The 20,218-nt window shown below is 38.1% G+C and carries 16 protein-coding genes and 1 tRNA gene; 10 read left to right on the top strand and 7 right to left on the bottom strand.

Features of this window, described 5'->3' with window-relative positions:
• Positions 1 to 78: 78 nt before the first annotated feature.
• A complete protein-coding gene (locus AC07WY_RS07430; protein WP_004717317.1) occupies positions 79 to 393 on the top strand; it encodes a DUF5713 family protein in 315 nt (104 codons plus the stop codon).
• 220 nt (positions 394 to 613) lie between these two features.
• A tRNA-Met gene (locus tag AC07WY_RS07425) sits at positions 614 to 690 on the top strand.
• Positions 691 to 819: 129 nt separating this feature from the next.
• Here AC07WY_RS07425 and AC07WY_RS07420 read toward each other — a convergent pair.
• From AC07WY_RS07420 to AC07WY_RS07410, 3 genes are all read right to left on the bottom strand, one after another.
• Complete coding sequence (locus tag AC07WY_RS07420) at positions 820 to 1,863, bottom strand: hypothetical protein (protein WP_434279144.1); 1,044 nt, start codon at positions 1,861 to 1,863, stop codon at positions 820 to 822.
• Positions 1,864 to 1,868: 5 nt separating this feature from the next.
• Positions 1,869 to 3,494 carry an NAD+ synthase gene (locus AC07WY_RS07415; protein WP_004717311.1) on the bottom strand — a complete coding sequence of 542 codons (1,626 nt, stop codon included), beginning with the start codon at positions 3,492 to 3,494 and terminating at the stop codon, positions 1,869 to 1,871.
• Positions 3,495 to 3,880: 386 nt separating this feature from the next.
• Positions 3,881 to 4,390 (bottom strand): hypothetical protein, encoded by a 510-nt coding sequence (locus tag AC07WY_RS07410; RefSeq protein ID WP_262086613.1) that lies wholly within the window; start codon positions 4,388 to 4,390, stop codon positions 3,881 to 3,883.
• Between the two features lie 456 nt (positions 4,391 to 4,846).
• On the opposite strand from AC07WY_RS07410, the gene AC07WY_RS07405 reads away from it, so the two are divergent.
• The 4 genes from AC07WY_RS07405 to AC07WY_RS07390 all read left to right on the top strand — a co-directional run bounded on the left by AC07WY_RS07405 (position 4,847) and on the right by AC07WY_RS07390 (position 9,826).
• The gene (locus tag AC07WY_RS07405) at positions 4,847 to 5,803 is read left to right on the top strand and encodes a metal-dependent hydrolase (protein ID WP_034612484.1); all 957 of its coding nucleotides are present in this window, start codon (positions 4,847 to 4,849) and stop codon (positions 5,801 to 5,803) included.
• 375 nt (positions 5,804 to 6,178) lie between these two features.
• On the top strand, positions 6,179 to 7,132 hold the full coding sequence (locus tag AC07WY_RS07400) for a metal-dependent hydrolase (protein ID WP_034612487.1): 954 nt from the start codon (positions 6,179 to 6,181) through the stop codon (positions 7,130 to 7,132).
• Positions 7,133 to 7,160: 28 nt separating this feature from the next.
• On the top strand, positions 7,161 to 8,006 hold the full coding sequence (locus AC07WY_RS07395) for an SDR family NAD(P)-dependent oxidoreductase (protein WP_154129208.1): 846 nt from the start codon (positions 7,161 to 7,163) through the stop codon (positions 8,004 to 8,006).
• 293 nt (positions 8,007 to 8,299) lie between these two features.
• Positions 8,300 to 9,826, top strand: coding sequence for a flavin-containing monooxygenase (locus AC07WY_RS07390; RefSeq protein ID WP_419335457.1), 1,527 nt, complete (start codon positions 8,300 to 8,302; stop codon positions 9,824 to 9,826).
• Positions 9,827 to 9,864: 38 nt separating this feature from the next.
• Here the strand turns inward: AC07WY_RS07390 and AC07WY_RS07385 are convergent, their stop codons facing one another.
• Entirely contained in the window at positions 9,865 to 10,554 is a 690-nt protein-coding gene (locus AC07WY_RS07385; RefSeq protein WP_494736066.1) for a DUF2306 domain-containing protein, read from the bottom strand.
• 206 nt (positions 10,555 to 10,760) lie between these two features.
• Here AC07WY_RS07385 and AC07WY_RS07380 point away from each other — a divergent pair, with 206 nt between their 5' ends.
• On the top strand, positions 10,761 to 11,429 hold the full coding sequence (locus AC07WY_RS07380; RefSeq protein WP_494736065.1) for a YARHG domain-containing protein: 669 nt from the start codon (positions 10,761 to 10,763) through the stop codon (positions 11,427 to 11,429).
• A 131-nt stretch (positions 11,430 to 11,560) separates the two neighbouring features.
• Here AC07WY_RS07380 and AC07WY_RS07375 read toward each other — a convergent pair whose 3' ends face one another.
• The 3 genes from AC07WY_RS07375 to gltA all read right to left on the bottom strand — a co-directional run bounded on the left by AC07WY_RS07375 (position 11,561) and on the right by gltA (position 16,464).
• A complete protein-coding gene (locus AC07WY_RS07375; RefSeq protein WP_494736064.1) occupies positions 11,561 to 13,363 on the bottom strand; it encodes an aminopeptidase P family protein in 1,803 nt (600 codons plus the stop codon).
• Positions 13,360 to 14,928 carry a peptide MFS transporter gene (locus AC07WY_RS07370; protein WP_494736063.1) on the bottom strand — a complete coding sequence of 523 codons (1,569 nt, stop codon included), beginning with the start codon at positions 14,926 to 14,928 and terminating at the stop codon, positions 13,360 to 13,362. The genes AC07WY_RS07375 and AC07WY_RS07370 overlap by 4 nt, the downstream gene beginning before the upstream one ends.
• 261 nt (positions 14,929 to 15,189) lie before the next feature.
• The gene (gene gltA, locus AC07WY_RS07365) at positions 15,190 to 16,464 is read right to left on the bottom strand and encodes a citrate synthase (protein ID WP_004717293.1); all 1,275 of its coding nucleotides are present in this window, start codon (positions 16,462 to 16,464) and stop codon (positions 15,190 to 15,192) included.
• 1,070 nt (positions 16,465 to 17,534) lie between these two features.
• On the opposite strand from gltA, the gene sdhC reads away from it, so the two are divergent.
• Genes sdhC through AC07WY_RS07350 form a run of 3 tightly spaced genes read left to right on the top strand, consistent with a single transcriptional unit; the run spans position 17,535 to position 20,209 of the window.
• A complete protein-coding gene (gene sdhC, locus AC07WY_RS07360) occupies positions 17,535 to 17,933 on the top strand; it encodes a succinate dehydrogenase, cytochrome b556 subunit (RefSeq protein ID WP_126606943.1) in 399 nt (132 codons plus the stop codon).
• Positions 17,933 to 18,298, top strand: coding sequence for a succinate dehydrogenase, hydrophobic membrane anchor protein (sdhD, locus tag AC07WY_RS07355; RefSeq protein ID WP_004717289.1), 366 nt, complete (start codon positions 17,933 to 17,935; stop codon positions 18,296 to 18,298). Before sdhC ends, sdhD begins: the two co-directional genes overlap by 1 nt.
• A 12-nt stretch (positions 18,299 to 18,310) precedes the next feature.
• Positions 18,311 to 20,209, top strand: a complete 1,899-nt coding sequence (locus tag AC07WY_RS07350; protein ID WP_004717286.1) for an FAD-binding protein — start codon at positions 18,311 to 18,313, stop codon at positions 20,207 to 20,209.
• The last annotated feature ends 9 nt before the right edge of the window (positions 20,210 to 20,218 follow it).

Genomic DNA, 20,218 nt, shown 5'->3' with positions numbered 1-20,218 from the left:
AAATTGCCCGATCAATTTGGTGAATTGTATAGTTTGTGTTATATAAGCGCGTGAATTGCTGTTTTATTTTAGGTTGCAATGTTTAACGATCTACTTCTCCCAATGTTCGATGATGAATATTATCCAGATATTCTAGTTGCTGAGGTTAAGCAACTTATTGAAAATTTTGCTAAAAAAGTGGCAAAAACCAGCTTTAGTGATGCAGAAATTTATTCTATGGCAAAACTGACTGTGACTGAAATTAATGAAATGAAGCCACAGTTTGAGGATCTTGATTCTTCTTTGGATGGTACTGCAGCTGATTATATTGCTGAAGCAATGATGATGGTGGTGCAAGACCAAGGATATCTCGATATTGAAATGGAAGAACTTGTTGCAAATAGAGAGTGGTAAGCCACTCTCTTTTTTTTGCTATAGATTTTTAGAGATAAATAGGGGAGAGAGCTTAATTCCTTACTTATTTACGCTGCTTATTAAGCTGATTTTTTCGATAAAAACATAAATATGTATTAAATTTAAACATTTAAATATCAATTGCTTAAAGTATGAGCATTGGTGTGTTTGAATGCTTGACGTAGGGTAGATAACTTTAGATAATGCGCACACAGTTTATGGCTATGTAGCTCAGTTGGTTAGAGCACCGCACTCATAATGCGGGGGTCACAGGTTCAAGTCCCGTCATAGCCACCATTTTTATAGACCATGCTCACTGCATGGTCTCTTTTTTTGTGCATCATCAAAAGATCACTAGATACAGATAAAAATTATCATCGTGCTATGAATATTTAGAATACTGAAAAAATTCAGTTGAATGTTTGATTAAGCTTTTTCTGCTAAATAATTTTCTATAAATCTTTGTGTTTGCGTGTCAAGGTAGAATGGCGCAATCAAGGATTGAATGATCTCATCCAATAAGCCATGCTGATCTAAAGCACCTAGTGTATGTGGAACAAAGCGATCTGCTTCGATAAATAAATCGTTTTGATCTAACCCAACCGAGTGTAGTAATTCTTGTAAGCTATATTCGCCAAAGTATTCATAAAATGCTTCGACAACATTTAAAATAACCTGTTGCATATATTCTGTTTGACGTAATTCTTTCCAAGTTTCATAAACAAGAATAAAGAATTCTTCAAAATCAATCGATTGAACTTGAGAGAAAGCCTCTTTTAATGAGCGTTGCTTAACTTCATTCCAAACATGTGTAGCGATATCTGCTAGGTCTTCATTAGGCAGTAGAATGATATTGCTGAGTTGGCTACGGATGGCAGTTGCGAGTTGCTGTTCTAATTTAAGCTCAATATTATGTTGCTGATCTTGAATAAAGCTAATGACTTTCGCGCCAATACGGTTGTGTTTAACCGTGTATTGACGCAGCTGGTTGAGCCAAGGCGTGTTGCTTTCTAAAATCTGGTTGGCAAGCTGTAGGCTAACCTGTTGAATCTGCGGGTTGTGCTGTAAGTTTTCTTGAATATAGTCTCTTAATTGTTCTAATTCTAAGATTTTAAACATCCACAGTTCAAAAGACTCATCTGAGAGTAGATCATTGAAAATGGTTTGACTATGAATGGCATATTGATGAATTTTTTGAGCGACGACACCGATAAATTCAAGAATATCTGCGCCTAAATTCAATTCAAAAGCATATTTTTGCACTACAGACTGCAGTTGCTCAAGTTGAATCACATTTTTTAAAAGAATTTTGTCTGCATTTTGGTAGGTTTGGGAAATAAAATTCTGAATAAATTGCGGATTTTTCTGATCTAAGAGTTGTTTTTTAATAAAGCGAACTTGCTCAAGCAAAAGTGCTTGAGCAAGTTCCTGAGCAAAGCTCGAAGGTGGAGGTGAATTATTCACATTCACGAGGCTTATACACCTGCTTTCCAGCCATTTACAATCGGATAACGGCGTTCACGGCTAAATGCGCGTGAGCTGATACGTGGTCCAATTGAACCTTGACGACGTTTGTATTCGTTGCGGTCGACAAGCTGAATGACTTTTTCCACGATTGCACGTTCAAAACCTTTGGCAATGATGTCTTCTTGGCTTTGTTCTTCCTCAATATATGCATATAGAATGGCATCAAGTACATCATAAGCAGGTAAAGAGTCTTGGTCTTTTTGATCAGGACGAAGTTCTGCTGATGGTGGACGAGAAATAACACGTTCAGGAATCACAGGCGTTTCAGAAATACTGTTACGGTACTTAGCCAATTCAAAAACAATGGTTTTATAAACATCTTTGAGTACAGCAAAACCACCTACCATATCGCCATATAGTGTGCAATAACCGACAGAAAGTTCAGACTTATTGCCTGTTGCAAGCACAAGGTTACCAAACTTATTGGACAAGCCCATAAGCAATGTACCACGTGCACGCGCTTGAAGGTTTTCTTCAGTTGTATCCGCAGGTGAGTTACCAAAGAATGGGAATAAGGTCTGCATAAAGCTATTTACGATAGGATGAATTTCGGCAATACCAAAAGTAACACCCATACGTTTTGCTTGTTCAGTGGCATCTTCCACACTAATTTGTGATGTGTACGTATAAGGCATCATCACGGCTTGAACTTTATCTGCGCCAATCGCATCAACTGCAATTGCCAAGGTTAAAGCTGAGTCGATACCACCTGATAGTCCTAAAATCACACCAGGGAAACCAGAGCGTTGTACATAGTCGCGTGTTGCTAAAACCAAAGCTTGATAGATTTCAGCCATGGTATTTAATGCTGGCGCAGCTTCAACGACTTGATAGGCTTTGTTTTCTATTTGGTAGTCAGCAAAGTAGAGATCTTCTTTAAAGCTTGGTGCTTGTAACGCAACTTCACCTGAATGGTTAATGACAAAACTGGTCCCATCAAAAATGAGATCATCTTGACCGCCCACTTGGTTGATATAAACCACATTGAGGTGGAGCTGTTTTGCCAACTCTTTTAATGTTTCGATACGATGTTGCGGTTTGCCGACTTCATAAGGTGAAGCATTCAAGACCAAAACACTTTCCACATTGAGTTGAGCAAGCTGTTGAACTGTATTTAAAGACCATACATCTTCGCAAATCAGTACCCCGAACTTATGACCTAAGTACTCAAATACAAGATGTTGATGTCCTTCATTAAAATAACGCTTTTCATCAAAAACGCTGTAATTAGGAAGATTTTGTTTGTTGTAAACCCCTAGAACTTGTCCATCTTTCATCACCGCAGCAGCATTGTAGCGTTGACCATCGTCAGTAAGATTGGCAAAACCAAATACCATCACGATGTCTTTAACAGTAGACAGTTTCTCGAAAGCTTGTGCAGTACGCTTTGCTAGGCTTGGGCGTAAAAGCAAATCTTCGGCAGGGTAACCGATTATAGAAAGTTCAGGGAAAACAACAATTTCAGCATTCTGTTTTTTTGCATCATTGGCTTGTTCAATCATTTTTTGAACGTTCGACTCAATATCACCAATGAATGGAGAGAATTGCGCGAGAGCAATTTTAAAACTTTTCATTTAAACCAAATCCTATTCCAATAGGGTAATTTATATACAAATTGTTGATTTTTAAAATGTAGTTATTCAACATATGTATATAGATATCACAGAAATTGCCAAAGGGCGAAACTATAAAATCATTAAAAATCATCAAAAATCTTTATTTTCTTGCAAGGCAAAAATTTCAGACATTGAGTATTTTAACTAAAAAAACGTCAGAAGCTAGTGATTCATTAAGTTTATTCAGTACACCATCAATGACCTCATGAATTTAGTGTATTTTTTTTATAGAAACTAGTGATTTTTCATTATTTTTTGGATTTTATATTGGAAAAAATCAGCTTTAAATATTTTTTGTGAAATGTATCACTTAATTTGTATAAATTAGCATCAAAATAAAGCGCTTAAATTGAAGGATTGACTGAATTTTTATCCAGAATAATATTTTCAATTCGATTTAAATAAATATCTTTGGCGATATCACCTTGTTGCTCAATATTGTAATCGAAATAAGCTTTTCCTTGAATGAGAGTGTAGCGATAAGGGTTATATTTACCAAAACTTAGGTAAAGTGCGGACTGTAAAATCGCCCCCTTAAGTAATACATTCTCATGGCGCTGATATTGATAAACATGAGCCATTTCATGAATAAAAACAGCTTGATAACCCAAGCTCATACAGGAGAAGTCTTCACAATAGTCTGCATCTTTTAAGTGAATATAACCATTGGGCGCCATCAAAATACCAACAGGCTGCCACGGTAAATAAGGATGATTCATCACCTTGACTTGGCTGTAGTCAATTAATTCTCCAAATACACTTTGGCTAATACGAATTTCGCCGTCTGTCAATTTACGATATTTGAATTGATCCAATTGAAGAAGTTGTACAAAGCGCCAAATGAAATTGAACATTGTTTTATTTTGTGCTGTGTAAAAAGTACATCCATAAGTTTAGCACTGATTCAGTGTGACCCAAAGATTAACTGTGGCCCAGATACACCACGATAAAAAACTGTCTATTGTATATATGCTGACATGAAACTTTTCTTGTTGCCTGATTTCAGTTATGTAGCGTATCCGTAGTTAGGGTTCAGTACACCCAAAAATTAAATCATGATTTAAGTAAGCCAAAGCTGATGACTTATCCGCAAAGGTCATTATTTATCAGTAGAGGCAAGCTCAGCCCTTATTTGTCAGACACTTTATTGAATAGTCATAAATTGCCAATGGATTGACCTGAAATGTCAGTGGTATTTGAATCCAGATGACTTACTTTTCCAACATAAATAGGATTTTTTACTTGAAATGTGAATTTGAACTGGTTTTCAGTCAAATCCTTGATCCCTAAATAAACAATAGGTGCTTCATATGTTACTTGCTAAGCCTGTCAAAAAAGTGTTTGCAAAAGCTTTTCCAAGTCGATTGCCTAATTTAAAAGATCAGATTGCGAATATCCCTATTCGTCACTTCAATTTTAAATTTAGCCCAGATGAGTTGGATGTTAAATTTTTTATGCAAAAAGAGTGGGCGACTGCCTATTTTGCCGCATTGTCAATTTTTTTAACTTATGGTGAAGAGTTGGTGATCGAAACTGCACGACATCATCGTGATCAAATACAAGACCCAGTTTTAAAACAGCGTCTAACCAGTTTGATTGGACAAGAGGCAATTCACTCTAAAGTCCATGAAGAATATAATGAAACCATGATTCCAAATAATTTGCCTGTGCAGTTATATCGGTTTTTAGCAGAACAGGTTTTTAATCATACTTTTTTAAAATTCCCACAACCTTTAAAGCTTTCAATGATGGCTGGGATTGAGCATTTCACCGCTGTTTTTGCTCAATATGCCATGACGCATCAAGACATCTTTAATCATTCTCTTGATGAAAAAACACGTGCTTTATGGTTATGGCATATGCTGGAAGAGTCTGAGCATAAAGATATTGCTTATGATACTTATCAAGTGCTTTCTGCAAATTATCCATTACGAATTTCAGGATTCTTTATTGCGTTGATTACTTTGGGTCTAGGCGTAGGTGCTGGCGCATTGATGTTGCCATTTTTACGACGTCCAATGAATAGCTTTAGTCTAAGTTTTTGGAAAGAGGCAAAGGGCAGTTGGGATTTATTATTTAGTCGAGACAATGGTGTTTTTGGTAGCAGTTTAGGCCATATTTTTGATTATTTGCGTCCAGACTTTCATCCTAATGATCATGATACAACTGAGCTTTTAGAATATTTCAAAAAAGAATTACTTGATCCTGAAACAGGCACACTCACCCCTTATTTTGTTAAAGCGTTTACCCCTGCTTTACGGATGTAATTTTATTCAATCTTAGCATTCAAATTTTCTATTCAATATAAAAACGATGTTGTAGATCGATACTGAGCTTTTCCATCAATTTTTGAAGGAAAAGTTTTTTTTAAAGCTGTGATTTTAACCAAGCACTTTATAAAAATTGTTTTTAAGGGACATTCTTTATCAGTGGAGGCAACTCTTAAAAGTGATTGTCTGACAATTATCTAAGGTTGTCATAATTTGCAAACCGAATGAATGCATGTGCCAATGGTAATTGACAAAGCATGTCGTAATTTTTAGCCATCAAAGTAGAGTTTTTACTCAAAAGGCGATCTGTAGCTCATCAGCGTAAAGACGATGAAATGGATTGCCATATTAAATGAATAAAGAGTACCAGCTATGTTCGCTAAGCCAATTAAGAAAGCCGTTGCTAAAGTTTTTGCTGCGGCACCATTCAGTCTGGAAAATCAAACGCCGATTATTCCAATTCGTCATATGAAGTTTGATTTTGATCCAGAGCAAGTAGATCACCGATTTTATATGGATGCAGAATTGGCAAGTGCATATTTTGCGTCATTGTCGATTTTCTTAACTCGTGGTGAAGATCTTGTGATTGATACTGCTCGTTATCATCGTGATTTCATTACCGATCCATTATTGAAGCAACGTGTTACTTCATTGATTGGTCAAGAGGCGATTCATTCAAAAATGCATGAAGAGTTAAATGACGCTTATTTAATTCGTGATTTGCCAGTAAAGCTGTTTCGTACTTGGGCTGGCTGGGCGTTTGAATATGGTTTTGAGCGTCTTCCACAACCGATGAAATTGTCATTGATGGCTGGTATCGAACATTTTACTGCGGTACTTGCAGAATACATGATGAATCATGAAGAAGTGTTCTTCCGTTCGCAAGATGAAAAACAACGGGCAATCTGGATGTGGCATATGCTTGAAGAATCGGAGCATAAGGATATTGCTTTCGATGTGTTTCAAGAATTATCCAATAACTATTTATTACGTATTGCTGGATTCTTTCCCGCATTGATCACGATTTTGGTGCTGATTTCAGCTGCATCATTTTTAGTGCCTTTTTATCGCAATCCTAAGAACCTGATTAGCTTACGTTATTGGAAGGAGATTCCATATAATTTTCGCCTGATCTTTGGCTTAAAAGATGGTGTTTACGGCAGTAGCTTTAAACATATTTTTGATTATCTGCGTCCCGATTTTCATCCAAATGATCATGATACATCTGAATTTTTGGACTATTACAAAGAGAAACTACTGAATCCAAAGACAGGTCTTCTTACGCCATATTTGACGAAAGAATTTTATCCTGCATTGCGTTCATAAAAACCTAAAAGAGATGGATTTAAAGTTTATGGGTATTTTTTCTAAAAAAGTTAAGCCGAGCCAAAATGCTTATGCGGTCGTGACTGGCGCAGGCAGTGGCATTGGACGTAGTTTTGCAATGGAACTTGCAAAACGCGGAGGAACAATTGTTTGTGCTGACATAAATCTGGATGCAGCCAAAGAAACGGTCAGTTTGATTGAATCACAAACTTCAGCTAAAGCATTTGCTGTGCAATGTGATGTGGGTGTGAAAGAGCAAGTAAAAGCACTTTCAGAACAAGCCGAAAAATTAATGAATCATCCTGTAAGCCTGATTATTAATAATGCGGGTGTAGGGCTGGGCGGTAAGTTTGATGAAGTGTCACTGGAAGATTGGCAATGGTGTATGCATGTCAACCTCTGGGGGGTTATTCATGGTTGTCATTATTTTGTTCCTCAGTTTAAGCAACAAGGTTATGGGGCAATTATCAATGTTGCTTCAGCTGCGGGGTATACAGCAGCTCCCGAAATGACCGCTTATAATGTGACCAAATCCAGTGTGTTGGCATTGTCAGAAACCCTTTCAGCAGAGCTTCGTGGTGACAACATTCGAGTGAATGTGCTGTGTCCAACATTAGTGCCTACAAATATTATGAAAAATGGTCGTTTACCTGGTCATTATGCGGGGTTAGCAGATGATTTACTGATGAATCATGCATTTACCACCAGTGATCAGGTGGTGATTAAAACCTTAAATAATTTGGATGCAGGCAAGCTGTACACCATTCCTCAGCCAGATGCAAAACTGTTTTGGATATTAAAACGTGTATCACCCACCTTATATGCCAAAGCGCTGGGTATCGGATATCCATTATTTAACAAATACATCAAATAAGCTGCGAGTAAATCAAGATGACAACAGAAACAACTTTAGCTACGCTGCCTAAAGAGAAAAGCGTAGAGCAAAACTCAGCACAAACTACAGTCGAAGACATTAAACAGGTGACTCAACAGAATACGGCACAAGACAAATCGCTTGAAGCAAAACAGCTTAAAGAAAAAGTACCTGTAGAGAAGCAAGTTGAGGCAAAGACAGTTACAAAGCCAGCGAAAGCAAATCACCCTAAAGCTGAAGTCCAAACTCCAGCTAAAGCTAAAAATAAGGCTGAGGTAAAAGTTGAAACACAAATAAGCGCTCAATCTAAAAAGCTTGAACAATCGGCTGAAGAAAAAGCGCCAAAGACTCAGCACAAAGAAGCTGTGCATATTTATGACACCATTGTGGTTGGTGCGGGTATTTCAGGGATTGCTGCTGCTTATAAAATGAATCAAGCAGGCTATAACGATTATGTGGTCCTTGAAAAAGCCAGTCGTGTGGGAGGAACATGGCGCGACAATAATTATCCGGGCTGCGGTTGTGATGTACCCTCAGCACTTTATTCATTTTCTTTCTCACCAAGCCATAAATGGAGCCATTTATTTGCCAAGCAGCCAGAAATTCTAAGCTATTTAGAAGAAGTGGTGGAAAAATATGACCTTGGTGAGAAAATTGAATTTAATAATGAATTGATCAGTGCCAAATGGGATGAAGCACAACATATTTGGCACTTAGAAACATCAAAAGGTCAATATCAAGCCAAGACGGTGATCTTTACGACAGGACCGATTACTGAACCTGCTTTGCCGAAATTAAAAGGAATTGAAAGTTTTAAAGGTGAAATGTTCCATTCAGCACGTTGGAATCATGATTATGATTTAACAGGTAAGCGTGTTGCAGTGATTGGTACAGGGGCTTCTGCAATTCAGTTTATCCCACAAGTACAACCTTTAGCGAAACAGCTGATCGTATTCCAGCGTACAGCACCGTGGGTACTACCCAAGGCGGATATGGAGTTAAACGAAACGGCTAAGGGGATCATTTCTCGTTTCCCAATCATTCAACAAACTTGGCGTAATAGCATTGCACAGATTTTAAATGGGATTAACTTTGGATTGCGTAATCCTAAAGTATTGGAACCCGTGAATTTCCTAAGTAAGCAATTACTCAAACTACAAATTAAAGATGAAACCTTGCGTAAAGCAGTGACACCGAACTTTACCATTGGATGTAAGCGCTTATTGTTTGCAAACAATTATTATCCAGCACTACAACAAGATAATGTGAATCTGATTGCACATGGTTTGGTTGAAATTGATGGAAATACAGTGGTTGCAGCAAATGGTGAACGTCATGAAGTGGATGTGATTATTTGGGGAACAGGCTTTGAAGTTTCACATCCTCCGATTGGTAAACGGGTTTATGATAGCAATGGTCAAGTCCTTGCTGAGCGTTGGAAAAATAGTTCACCTGAAGCATATTTGGGTGCCAGTATTGAACATGTACCGAATGCGTTCTTGGTCCTCGGTCCAAACATTCTGGTCTATGATTCATTTATTGGTATCGCGGAAGCACAAGTCGGCTATATTATTGATGGCTTGTTAAAAATGCGTGAGCAAAAATTCACTCGCTTTGAAATCAAAGCGGATCTGCTTGCCCATCATAACAAACGTCTGCAAAAACATTTAAAAACCACTGTATTTAATGCGGGTGGGTGTAAGTCTTATTATCTGGATGAAAATGGTCGTAACTTTGCAGCATGGCCATGGTCATTGCAACAATTACGTAACCAATTAAAACAACTAGATTTAAACCATTATAATGTGAGTAAAAAATAAGCTTAGCATTCAATTGCTGAACACTTTTTATGAGAGCCCTAAATTAATTTAGGGCTTTTATTTTTTTGTCTTGTGCGACGATATAATCCAAAAATAATGATTTCAGCTAGGATTAAATTGACCACCCAACCTAACCAAGATTCTAGTTGATAGATGTGAATTGGGGTTAACCAATCAAAATAAGGTTGTAACTGATAAAGCACGATTTTCCATGTCCTTAAGCTCAGTGCTGAAAGGCTCAGTGCAAAACTACGGATCATCCAGTCACGATGTAAAATCCAGCGCTTTTTCAATAAAAAGTATAAAGCGGATAGGGTGGTGATCGCCCAAAGTGAACTTAATAAGACAAAGCTGATTTGTGTGGATAACCCTCCAGCCGCTGAAAAAGCTAAAATTAAGCCACTGGGTAAAGACAGCCCCAAAATGGTGATGATGTAGAGCCAACCACTCCAGCGATGAATTCGGGGATAACGCGTGCGAAAGACACGGAAAAACTGTGTAAATCCAGCGATGAGTACAAAACTACTGCTGATCACATGGATTTTAAAAGCCGCCTGCCAAGGTTGAGTATTGACTACATCTTGCTTTAACAAGAGAAAATACTGATCAGTTTGCCATGGGAAATATTGTAGACATATCGCGACCATGAGATAGCATAAATAAGCATAGATCACGAGTGAAATTAGACTCAAGCTTGAATATGCCAAGTTAGTTTTTGTTTTGTTCATCACTGCTTATAATGGAATGGTGATTGAGAAATTATAGTGGAAGATAGGTTGAAACAGCATATTTATGTTTGGGTATGGCATAGATTTTAAAATAAACCACAGAGAATCCTGATTTATTTATCTTAAAGTAGATCACAAAGCAAACAATTTAATCTAAAATCAATGTGAAAATGCATCCAATATCTTCATAACAAATAGGTATAACAATGAATAAAAGTTTAATCGCACTCGTCGGATTAGGAATGATTGGTTTCCAGAATAGTTATGCACTGGATATTCAACAGTTGCAAAAATCTTGGTCTGGAAAATATGATGAGCAGAAAATTGCTGTTTTCATCCAATCTATCGATCGTAATCAGGTCAAAGGCTATAGTGTTCTCGGTAAAAATAAACAAAATTTCTCAGGAAAAGTACAGACGACTTCACAAGGCTATAAAATTACCGCAACAGAAAGCGGTGCTAAAGCAAGTAGTGGTGTGTTTACGTTTACTGTAAAACAAAATCAGCCGAATGTGTTGGAGTCTAGTTGGGAATCTACAACGGCTAAGGTTAAACCAAAATATTTTGATTTAAAGCCGCAACAGTGTCGCTATCAAAAAGATGTCGGTGATTATCCAGTTGCATCACAACGTTTATTAAAAGATGAGGATCTACAAATTCCTCCTGAAGAACTGGACTGGATGCGTAATGAAATTTATGCGCGTCATGGTTATTCATTTGCCAATAAAGAGATTGCCTCTCAATTTGCTAACGATAATTGGTATATGCCATGCAGTACCAATGTTGAAAATCAATTAACTCAGCTTGAAAAGACCAATATCCAACGTATTAAAAAAATTCGTCCGTATATGGCGAAAATGGAATGGGGTCGTTGATCAATGTTTTGATCATATCTGGTTTAAATGATAGCTAAAGCAAAAGCATTTTAATTTGATTTATATCATTATTTTTGCTTTAAAAAGCTCAAAGTCAGGTGCTTTGAGCTTTTTAAATTTTACGGAAAATGTTAAATAGCTTGGGTATTTTCATTTAGCCAGTTTAAAACATCACCTTCTAAGTGAGGTGCTAATCGTTCTCTGACTGTTTGATGGTACTGATTCAACCATGCTTTTTCATCATGACTGAGTAGGTCTAAAACGATACACGTCAGGTTAATCGGGCACAGTGTTAGTGTTTCGAATTCTAAAAATTGACCATAGGTCGTATCTTCAAAATGCTTAATTTTGTTGACGACAAGATTCTCAATCCGAATGCCGTACTTGCCTTGATGGTATAAGCCTGGTTCATTAGAGGTAATCATCCCTTCACGCATCTTGGTGGATGGTGTGACTGGGGCATAATATGAAATCACTTGTGGGCCTTCATGAACATTCAATGCATAGCCGACACCGTGACCTGTACCATGACGATAATCCAAACCATATTTCCACAGGGTTTGACGTGTGATCGAATCTAAAAGAGGTGATGCAATGCCTTCTGGGAAAACAGTTTGAGCAAGTGCAATATGACATTTTAATACAAGTGTATAATCGCGCTTTTGTTCAATGCTTGCGGTGCCTATAGGAACAACACGAGTAATATCTGTAGTTCCTTCATCATATTGTGCGCCTGAATCAATCAGTAGCAAACCATCACCACTAATCTCGCTAAAGCTTTCTTCTGTAGCACGATAGTGGGGTAATGCACCGTTGGCATTAAAGCCTGCAATTGTCGAGAAGCTTAATCCAATAAAACCTGCTTGTTGTGCGCGAAAGCCTGAAATTTTTTCGTCGATGGTGAGTTCGTTGATCGATTCTTTATCAGCCAGTGCGTTATCTAGCCAATGAAAGAAATGACATAGGGCAACACCATCTTTGGTCATTGCACTGCGTATATGGGTAATTTCAATAGGCTGTTTTTGCGATTTAAATAAGGTGCTTGGATTAATGTCTTGGACTAAACGATTTTGCTGCTCAATGGCTTGTGCAGATGAAATTGAGACTTTAGCAGGATCAATTAAAATATTTTGTTGTTTAAGTTCGAGCAAAAACTCGATGCTTGCGTTATAAGCTAAGATTTCAATGTTATCCAAAGCAAATCTTTGCTGCATTTCAGTTGAAAGTTTTGCATCATCAATAAAAAGCACAGTTCGAGAATGGTCAATATATAAGTGTGCTAAGAACACGGGATTATATTCAACATCACGCCCCCTACAATTCAAAATCCAAGCAATATCATCGAGTGCAGAAATAAAATGCCCCGTTGCTTTTTTCTGAATAAGTTTGTGACGGATCGCAGTTATTTTTTCTAAGCGTGTTTGCGCATTTAAATCATCTGCCATTTGCCAAATGGGTTGTAGGGGTAGTGCTGGGCGTTCAGTCCAAATTTCATCAATTAAATCTAAGTCTGTTTGGATTTCAAATTGCTGGGATTGAGCAACTTGACTTAACGCATCAAACTGTAAGGCGGAAATGGTGTGTCCATTGACTGAAATTTTTGTGTTTTTGGGTAGATGTTGTGAAAGCCAAGCCAAATGTGTTGATGATTCATCAGGTGTCTGCTTTTGTAAAACGTAACCTGTATTTTCCAGTTGCTGTTCAGCTTGTACCCAATATCGACCATCTACCCATAAACCTGCGAAGTCTTGAGTAACTACAATTGTGCCGACTGAACCTGTAAAGCCTGTTAGCCATTGACGTATTTTCCAATAATCAGGTAAATATTCTGACATATGTGGATCTGCACTCATGGCGATAAAAGCATCCTGCTGATATTTCTTCATAATTGTACGAAGGTTTTCTAATTTGTTGGCAGGTGACAAACTGTTCATACTTTTTCCAATTGCATATCAATAGATTTTTGAGAGGGGGTCGATGTTTGATTGAGTAATTTACGAATCGGTTTTCTCATTAACCATAGAACGAGTGCGCCAAGAAGTAAAGCGATGACACATCGCACAAATAGCAAGGGTAATTGGTCAACTTCATGGATAGAAACATGACCACCGATTAAACCTGCCATCAAGTTTCCTAAAGCAGATGCTGTAAACCAAAGCCCCATCACTTGTCCACGAATGATGGTTGGGGCAAGTTTAGTCATGGTTGAAAGACCAACAGGGCTTAAGCATAATTCACCTAGTGTTAAAAGCAGGAGGCTTGATGCGATCCACAATGCAGAAACAGTTCCACCATTTTGGGTGATCAAGTAACTGGCAATGCTCATCACGAGAAAACCACCCGCAGCGAGAAGTAAAGCAATAATGAATTTGGTGATATAGCTAGGGTCACGATTTTGTTTGCCTAATTTAACCCAAAGCCATGCGATGATCGGTGCGAAAATAATAATGAAAAGCGGGTTAATCGATTGAAACCAAACTGCGGGTATTTCAAAGCCAAAGAATTGGCGATCTGTAAAGTCTTGGGCGAAAAGATTGAAAGATGTTGGTTTTTGTTCAAATGCTGACCAAAAAAGTGCAGCGGTGATGAGTAAAATAAAACAGATAATGATTTGTTTTTTCTCGGTATTATTCAAACCAGCAAAGAGCAATAGATAGCTGAAATATAAGGCAATACAAATACAGATTGTGATCGTGAAATATGTGGCGATCTGAATTGGATTGATGTTAACTATCCCAAGAGAAACTAGACCGATAATCAGGCCAACAACGGCAATAAAACCTATGATCATTTGAGGTGCTTTAGGATTGTAATGTACAGGACGAGCCCAGTTATTTTCATTGCCTTGCACATGATTAAATTGTTTTAATTGAGGCACAGTTATTAACTTAAAAATCAGTAAGGCGATTAACATTCCAACGCCACCGATTCCGAATCCCCAGTGCCAACCATGTTCTTTAACCAATAAACCAGTCAATAGTGGGGCAATCAACGAACCTAGATTAATTCCCATATAAAAAATGGAAAATCCTGCATCACGCCGTGAATCTTGAGCCTGATATAAAGTGCCAACAATGACGGAAATACAGGTTTTAAATAAACCAGAACCGATCACAATCAAAACTAAACCAAAATAAAAAAAGAAATGTCCAAATAAAGCTGCCAATGCAATGGATAAATGTCCGAGTGCAATGATCAGTGAGCCGTACCACACAGCGCGCTCTTGACCGAGATAATTGTCAGCAACCCATCCACCCAATACGGTCATTAAATACATACTGCCTGCAAATAAGCCGACAATTGCTGATGCTGTTGGGCGATCTAAACCGAGACCGCCATCAGCAACTAAAGCCGCCATATAGAGGATTAATAAAGGGCGAATACCATAATAGGAAAAACGTTCCCAAAGCTCGGTAAAAAATAAGCCTTTTAATGGTTGTGGGTGACCAAAAAAAGCTTGATCTGGGTCGTGCACTTGTTTGGATAAATGTTGAGGCATCTTCAAGTCCTTTGAAAATGTATGATTAAAAATTTTTAAACAATATATAAAATAAAGTTATTTGTTGGGTGTTTTTTAAAGTAGTGATTTGTAAGTTTTATAGTAAAAATATAAATTTCAGTTTTCTATGCTTATATTGGTATTGTTATGTTTTGATTTTAAATGAATTTTAAAATAAATAGATTATACCAATTGGTATGAATATGTAATAAAAAACCACCCCAAAGGGTGGTCTCTTGTTCGATCTGAACGCGTAACGAATTAACGTTTGATATCGCGTTGAGTTTCGCCAGTATAAAGCTGACGAGGACGACCGATTTTGTACGGGCCGCTGTGCATTTCTAACCAGTGGCTGATCCAACCAACTGTACGTGCAAGCGCAAAGATTACCGTAAACATTTCTGTTGGGATACCAATCGCTTTAAGGATGATACCTGAATAGAAATCTACGTTCGGGTAAAGTTTACGTTCGATGAAGTACGGATCGCTTAATGCAATACGTTCAAGTTCCATTGCAAGCGCAAGTTGTGGATCATTGATACCAAGTGCACTTAACACTTCGTCACAAGTCTCTTTCATTACTTTTGCACGTGGATCGAAGTTTTTATAAACTCGGTGACCGAAGCCCATAAGTTTAACTTCTTTAGTTTTTACTTTTTCCATGAACGGTGCAACATTTTCTACAGAGCCGATTTCATCGAGCATCTTAAGAACAGCTTCGTTTGCACCACCATGCGCAGGTCCCCAAAGTGCAGCAATACCCGCAGCAATACATGCATAAGGGTTAGCGCCTGTAGAACCAGCTAAACGTACTGTAGACGTTGATGCATTTTGTTCATGGTCAGCATGAAGCGTAAAGATACGATCCATTGCTTTAGCAAGAATAGGGTTAACTTTGTAATCACGATCTGCTGGAGTAGCAAACATCATGTACAAGAAGTTTTCAGCATAGCTTAAATCGTTACGTGGATATACGAACGGTTGACCGATTGTATATTTGTAAGTCCAAGCAGCTAAAGTAGGAATTTTAGCAACTAAACGAACTGCAGTGATTTCACGGTGGTCTACGTTTTCAACGTCAAAACCGTTGTGGTAGAACGCAGATAACGCACCCACTACACCACACATAACCGCCATAGGATGAGCATCACGACGGAAACCATTGAAGAAACGGCTAACTTGATCGTGAACCATTGTGTGGTTGCGGACTTTGTTTTCGAAGTCTGTTTTTTGTTCAGCAGTTGGAAGCTCACCGCTTAACAATAAATAGCAAGTTTCTAAGTAAGAAGCTTGAGTTGCAAGTTGAGCAATCGGATAACCACGGTGTAAAAGAACGCCTTTATCACCATCAATGAAAGTGATTTTAGACTCGCAAGAAGCTGTCGCCATAAAACCAGGATCAAAAGTAAAGTGACCTGAAGCCAACACATCCTTAACGTCGATTACATCTGGGCCCAATGTGCCGCTGTAAATTGGTAATTCAATTTTTTTGCCATCAAGCTCTAGAACGGCTTTCTTGCCAGTTGCTGCAGACATTCAATAGATCTCCTGTCCTGGTGGATATTTTATCTAACTTGCTGAGTCATCTTGTAATGTACAAGTCAGACGGATCAAAAATTGCTATTTAGCTTAGTGAGTACTGAAATTTTGTCAATTATACTTATGGATGAAAAAACAATGTTTTCATCAGTAGTTAGTCTAACTTTAACCAGTAAGATTGATCATTAAATTTCAGAGTCGGTCAGTATAATAAGGTAAATTCTAAAGAAGGTGCAGAAAAATAATTGTGATTGCTAGACAGGAAATGGCATTTTTCACCAATATTTTGTGGCTTTTGTAAGTTGCGAAATGCATTGTTGCTGTTTTAAAACCATCTGAATTTCACGACTTACATAGCTTTTGCCATTATTTTTGTGTAAAAAACACCCAAATGAGTTGATGAAATATTTATTTTCATTTTAATGCTTAATTGATTAAAAAATAGTTTTTATTGAAGCTTTTAAAGGATAAAAAATAATCGAATCAGTATAAAAATAGGCATTTAGTTGCCTTAGGAATAATCAAATACCATAAAATCTTGCAGCTAAATTATGAATTATTCACAAACTAAGTCTTTCTTTCTTATTATAAAGCTTTCAGTCAAATCACTGAATTAAATGGCACCCATTTAAAATAGGAATAAAGGACTATTTTAAAATAACATGTTGGGTATCTACTAAAGCTTAACCAGCTGATGAAAAATAAAACAGCAGGGAGAAATCAACCACAGGACGATTTTGTCCGTAATGTTGTGCTTTAGTCTAAATTTATAAAAATAATATAAGTCGTAATTATGTGTAAAAGTAATATGTTTAAATGTCATAAAAAATAACGAGATAGCCTTGAAAAACAGAGGTGGGGGATCTGCTTTATTTTTCAAATGGGTGTAAATGATTCTTATTTGAGTGATTTTTAAAGAAAAAGCCAATTTCGATGGTTTGTATTTTGACAGTGCACGTTTTATAATTCAGTGTCGTTTAAAGTTCAGGCAATTAAATTTGTCTGACAATGCTAGCTTTCCTTCGAATTAATTCCAACAAACTCCGGATGGAGTTTTTACTTACAGGATGCCCGCTGTGAAAAGCAACAGACCTGTCAATTTGTCCATGGGTCAAGTTTTAGATGTAAACTTAAAATCCCCTGTGGCTATTGCATCAATTCTACACCGTCTATCAGGTGTCATCGTATTTTTACTCGTACCGGTACTTTTGTGGCTTTTAGACAAGTCTTTGTCTTCGCCTGAAGGCTTTGCTCAAGTTCAAGCAATCTTTGGTGGCTTCATTGTACGTTTTATCGTATGGGTATTTGTCGCTGGTTTATTATTCCATTTCATTATGGGTATTAAGCACTTACTTGCTGACCTAGGCTTTGCTGAAGAGTTGCAAAGTGGTCGCGTAGCAGCAACTATTGCATTAATCTTGGCTGCGATATCAGTTATCGCTTCATTTGTATGGATCGTTCTCTAATGAAAAGTGCTACAGGTTTAACGGGTTCAGGTTCTCGTGATTGGTATATCCAACGCGTAAGTGCTGTAGTTCTAGCTGTTTATACTGTTGTGGTATTAGGTTGGATTCTGTGCAATGGCGGATTTAACTATGAGCAATGGTTTGGCTTTATGATGACACTTCCGATGAAGATTTTATCTTTATTGGCAGTCTTATCTCTTGTTGCGCATGCTTGGATTGGTATGTGGCAAGTATTCACTGACTATGTGACTACTCGTCAGATGGGTCCTTCAGCTTCAGGTTTACGCATCGTGTTAACTTCAGCAGTGATTATTGCTGTTATTGCATATGCGATCTGGGCAATCCAGATTTTTTGGGCGAATTGATAGGAAAATGTCATGGGCGCTTTAACCCCTAAAGAAGATTATTCAAATATTCCAAGCCAGTTCTTCGATGCAGTCATCGTTGGTGGTGGTGGTTCAGGTATGCGTGCTTCATATCAACTTGCTCAAGCAGGTTTGAAAGTTGCAGTGCTAACTAAAGTATTCCCAACACGTTCTCACACTGTTGCGGCTCAAGGTGGTATTGGTGCATCGCTTGGTAACATGCAAGACGATAACTGGCACTATCATTTCTATGACACGGTAAAAGGTTCTGACTGGTTAGGTGACCAAGATGCAATCGAATTTATGTGTCGTGAGGCGCCTAAAGTTGTTTATGAACTTGAACACTTAGGTATGCCCTTTGACCGTAATGCTGACGGTACAATTTACCAACGTCCATTTGGTGGTCACTCTGCGAACTATGGTGAAAAACCAGTTCCACGTGCTTGTGCTGCTGCCGACCGTACAGGTCATGCGCTTCTTCATACGCTTTATCAAAGTAACGTGAAAATGGGTACTCAATTCTTCGTTGAATGGATTGCATTAGACTTAATCCGTAACGAAGCAGGTGATGTACTCGGTGTAACAGCAATTGACCAAGAAACAGGCAAAATTGCTGTATTCCAAGCCAAAGCAACATTGTTTGCTACAGGTGGTGCTGGTCGTGTTTACCGTGCATCTACCAATGCTTATATCAATACTGGTGATGGTCTTGGTATGGCTGCTCGTGCGGGTATTCCATTACAAGATATGGAATTCTGGCAATTCCACCCAACGGGTGTTGCTGGCGCAGGCGTATTGTTAACGGAAGGTTGTCGTGGTGAAGGTGCAATCCTTCGTAACAAAGATGGCGAACCGTTCATGGAACGTTATGCTCCAACTTTGAAAGATTTGGCTCCGCGTGACTTCGTATCACGTTCTATGGACCAAGAGATCAAAGAAGGTCGTGGTTGTGGTCCTAAAGGTGATTATATCCTACTTGATATGACTCACTTGGGTGCAGATACCATCATGAAGCGTTTACCATCTGTATTTGAGATTGGTAAGAAATTCGCAAACGTGGATATCACCAAAGAACCAATTCCAGTTGTACCAACAATCCATTATCAAATGGGTGGTATTCCGACCAATATTCATGGTCAAGTGGTTATTCCTGAAACAGCGAAAAATGCAGCAGATTTCTATGCAGGTTTTGATAAAGCTGCAAACGAATACACAACCAACGGTACAATGAATTACACAGTGCCTGTAAAAGGCTTCTATGCAATTGGTGAGTGTTCTTGTGTGTCTGTACATGGTGCAAACCGTTTAGGTACAAACTCATTACTTGACTTGGTTGTATTTGGTAAAGCTGCTGGTGAACACATCATCGATTACGTGACTAAACATCACGGTGATGAATACCAACCACTTCCAAATGATGTACTTGTGAACACGTTGAAACGTATCAATCATTTAGATGATTCTACTTCTGGTGAAAATGCACAAGAAGTTGCGGATGCGATTCGTGATATCGTTCAAGACCACGCGGGTGTATTCCGTACTCAAGCCTTGCTTGATGAGGGTGTTAAGCAGATTCTTGCGATTGAACCACGTGTACGTAACATTCATTTAAAAGACAAATCTAAAGTATTTAATACTGCACGTATTGAAGCTTTGGAAGTTGAAAACTTATACGAAGTAGCGAAAGCAACATTGATTTCTGCTGCTGCACGTAAAGAATGTCGTGGTGCACATACTGTTGTAGATTATGAATTGCCTGCTGATGATGAGCACTATTCATATGGTCGTCGTGACGATGAGTGGATGAAACATACTTTATGGTATTCAGCGGATAACCATCTTGAATACAAGCCAGTACGTTACAGCCCATTGTCTGTAGACCCAATTGAACCTAAACCACGTACATTCTAATCGGGAGAA

This window comes from Acinetobacter sp. GW821-FHT01C12 (assembly GCF_059422625.1).
This window is presented reverse-complemented; position numbering and strand designations above follow the sequence as displayed.

Excerpts from the sequence above, each read along its gene's own strand:
- AC07WY_RS07350 (WP_004717286.1), top strand. The coding sequence starts at position 18,311 with ATGGGCGCTTTAACCCCTAAAGAAGATTATTCAAATATTCCAAGCCAG.
- AC07WY_RS07380 (WP_494736065.1), top strand. The coding sequence starts at position 10,761 with ATGAATAAAAGTTTAATCGCACTCGTCGGATTAGGAATGATTGGTTTC.
- AC07WY_RS07400 (WP_034612487.1), top strand. The coding sequence starts at position 6,179 with ATGTTCGCTAAGCCAATTAAGAAAGCCGTTGCTAAAGTTTTTGCTGCG.
- AC07WY_RS07395 (WP_154129208.1), top strand. The coding sequence starts at position 7,161 with ATGGGTATTTTTTCTAAAAAAGTTAAGCCGAGCCAAAATGCTTATGCG.
- AC07WY_RS07410 (WP_262086613.1), bottom strand. The coding sequence starts at position 4,390 with ATGTTCAATTTCATTTGGCGCTTTGTACAACTTCTTCAATTGGATCAA.
- AC07WY_RS07405 (WP_034612484.1), top strand. The coding sequence starts at position 4,847 with ATGTTACTTGCTAAGCCTGTCAAAAAAGTGTTTGCAAAAGCTTTTCCA.
- AC07WY_RS07385 (WP_494736066.1), bottom strand. The coding sequence starts at position 10,554 with ATGAACAAAACAAAAACTAACTTGGCATATTCAAGCTTGAGTCTAATT.
- sdhD (WP_004717289.1), top strand. The coding sequence starts at position 17,933 with ATGAAAAGTGCTACAGGTTTAACGGGTTCAGGTTCTCGTGATTGGTAT.
- AC07WY_RS07415 (WP_004717311.1), bottom strand. The coding sequence starts at position 3,494 with ATGAAAAGTTTTAAAATTGCTCTCGCGCAATTCTCTCCATTCATTGGT.
- AC07WY_RS07375 (WP_494736064.1), bottom strand. The coding sequence starts at position 13,363 with ATGAACAGTTTGTCACCTGCCAACAAATTAGAAAACCTTCGTACAATT.
- sdhC (WP_126606943.1), top strand. The coding sequence starts at position 17,535 with ATGCCCGCTGTGAAAAGCAACAGACCTGTCAATTTGTCCATGGGTCAA.
- AC07WY_RS07430 (WP_004717317.1), top strand. The coding sequence starts at position 79 with ATGTTTAACGATCTACTTCTCCCAATGTTCGATGATGAATATTATCCA.
- AC07WY_RS07370 (WP_494736063.1), bottom strand. The coding sequence starts at position 14,928 with ATGCCTCAACATTTATCCAAACAAGTGCACGACCCAGATCAAGCTTTT.
- gltA (WP_004717293.1), bottom strand. The coding sequence starts at position 16,464 with ATGTCTGCAGCAACTGGCAAGAAAGCCGTTCTAGAGCTTGATGGCAAA.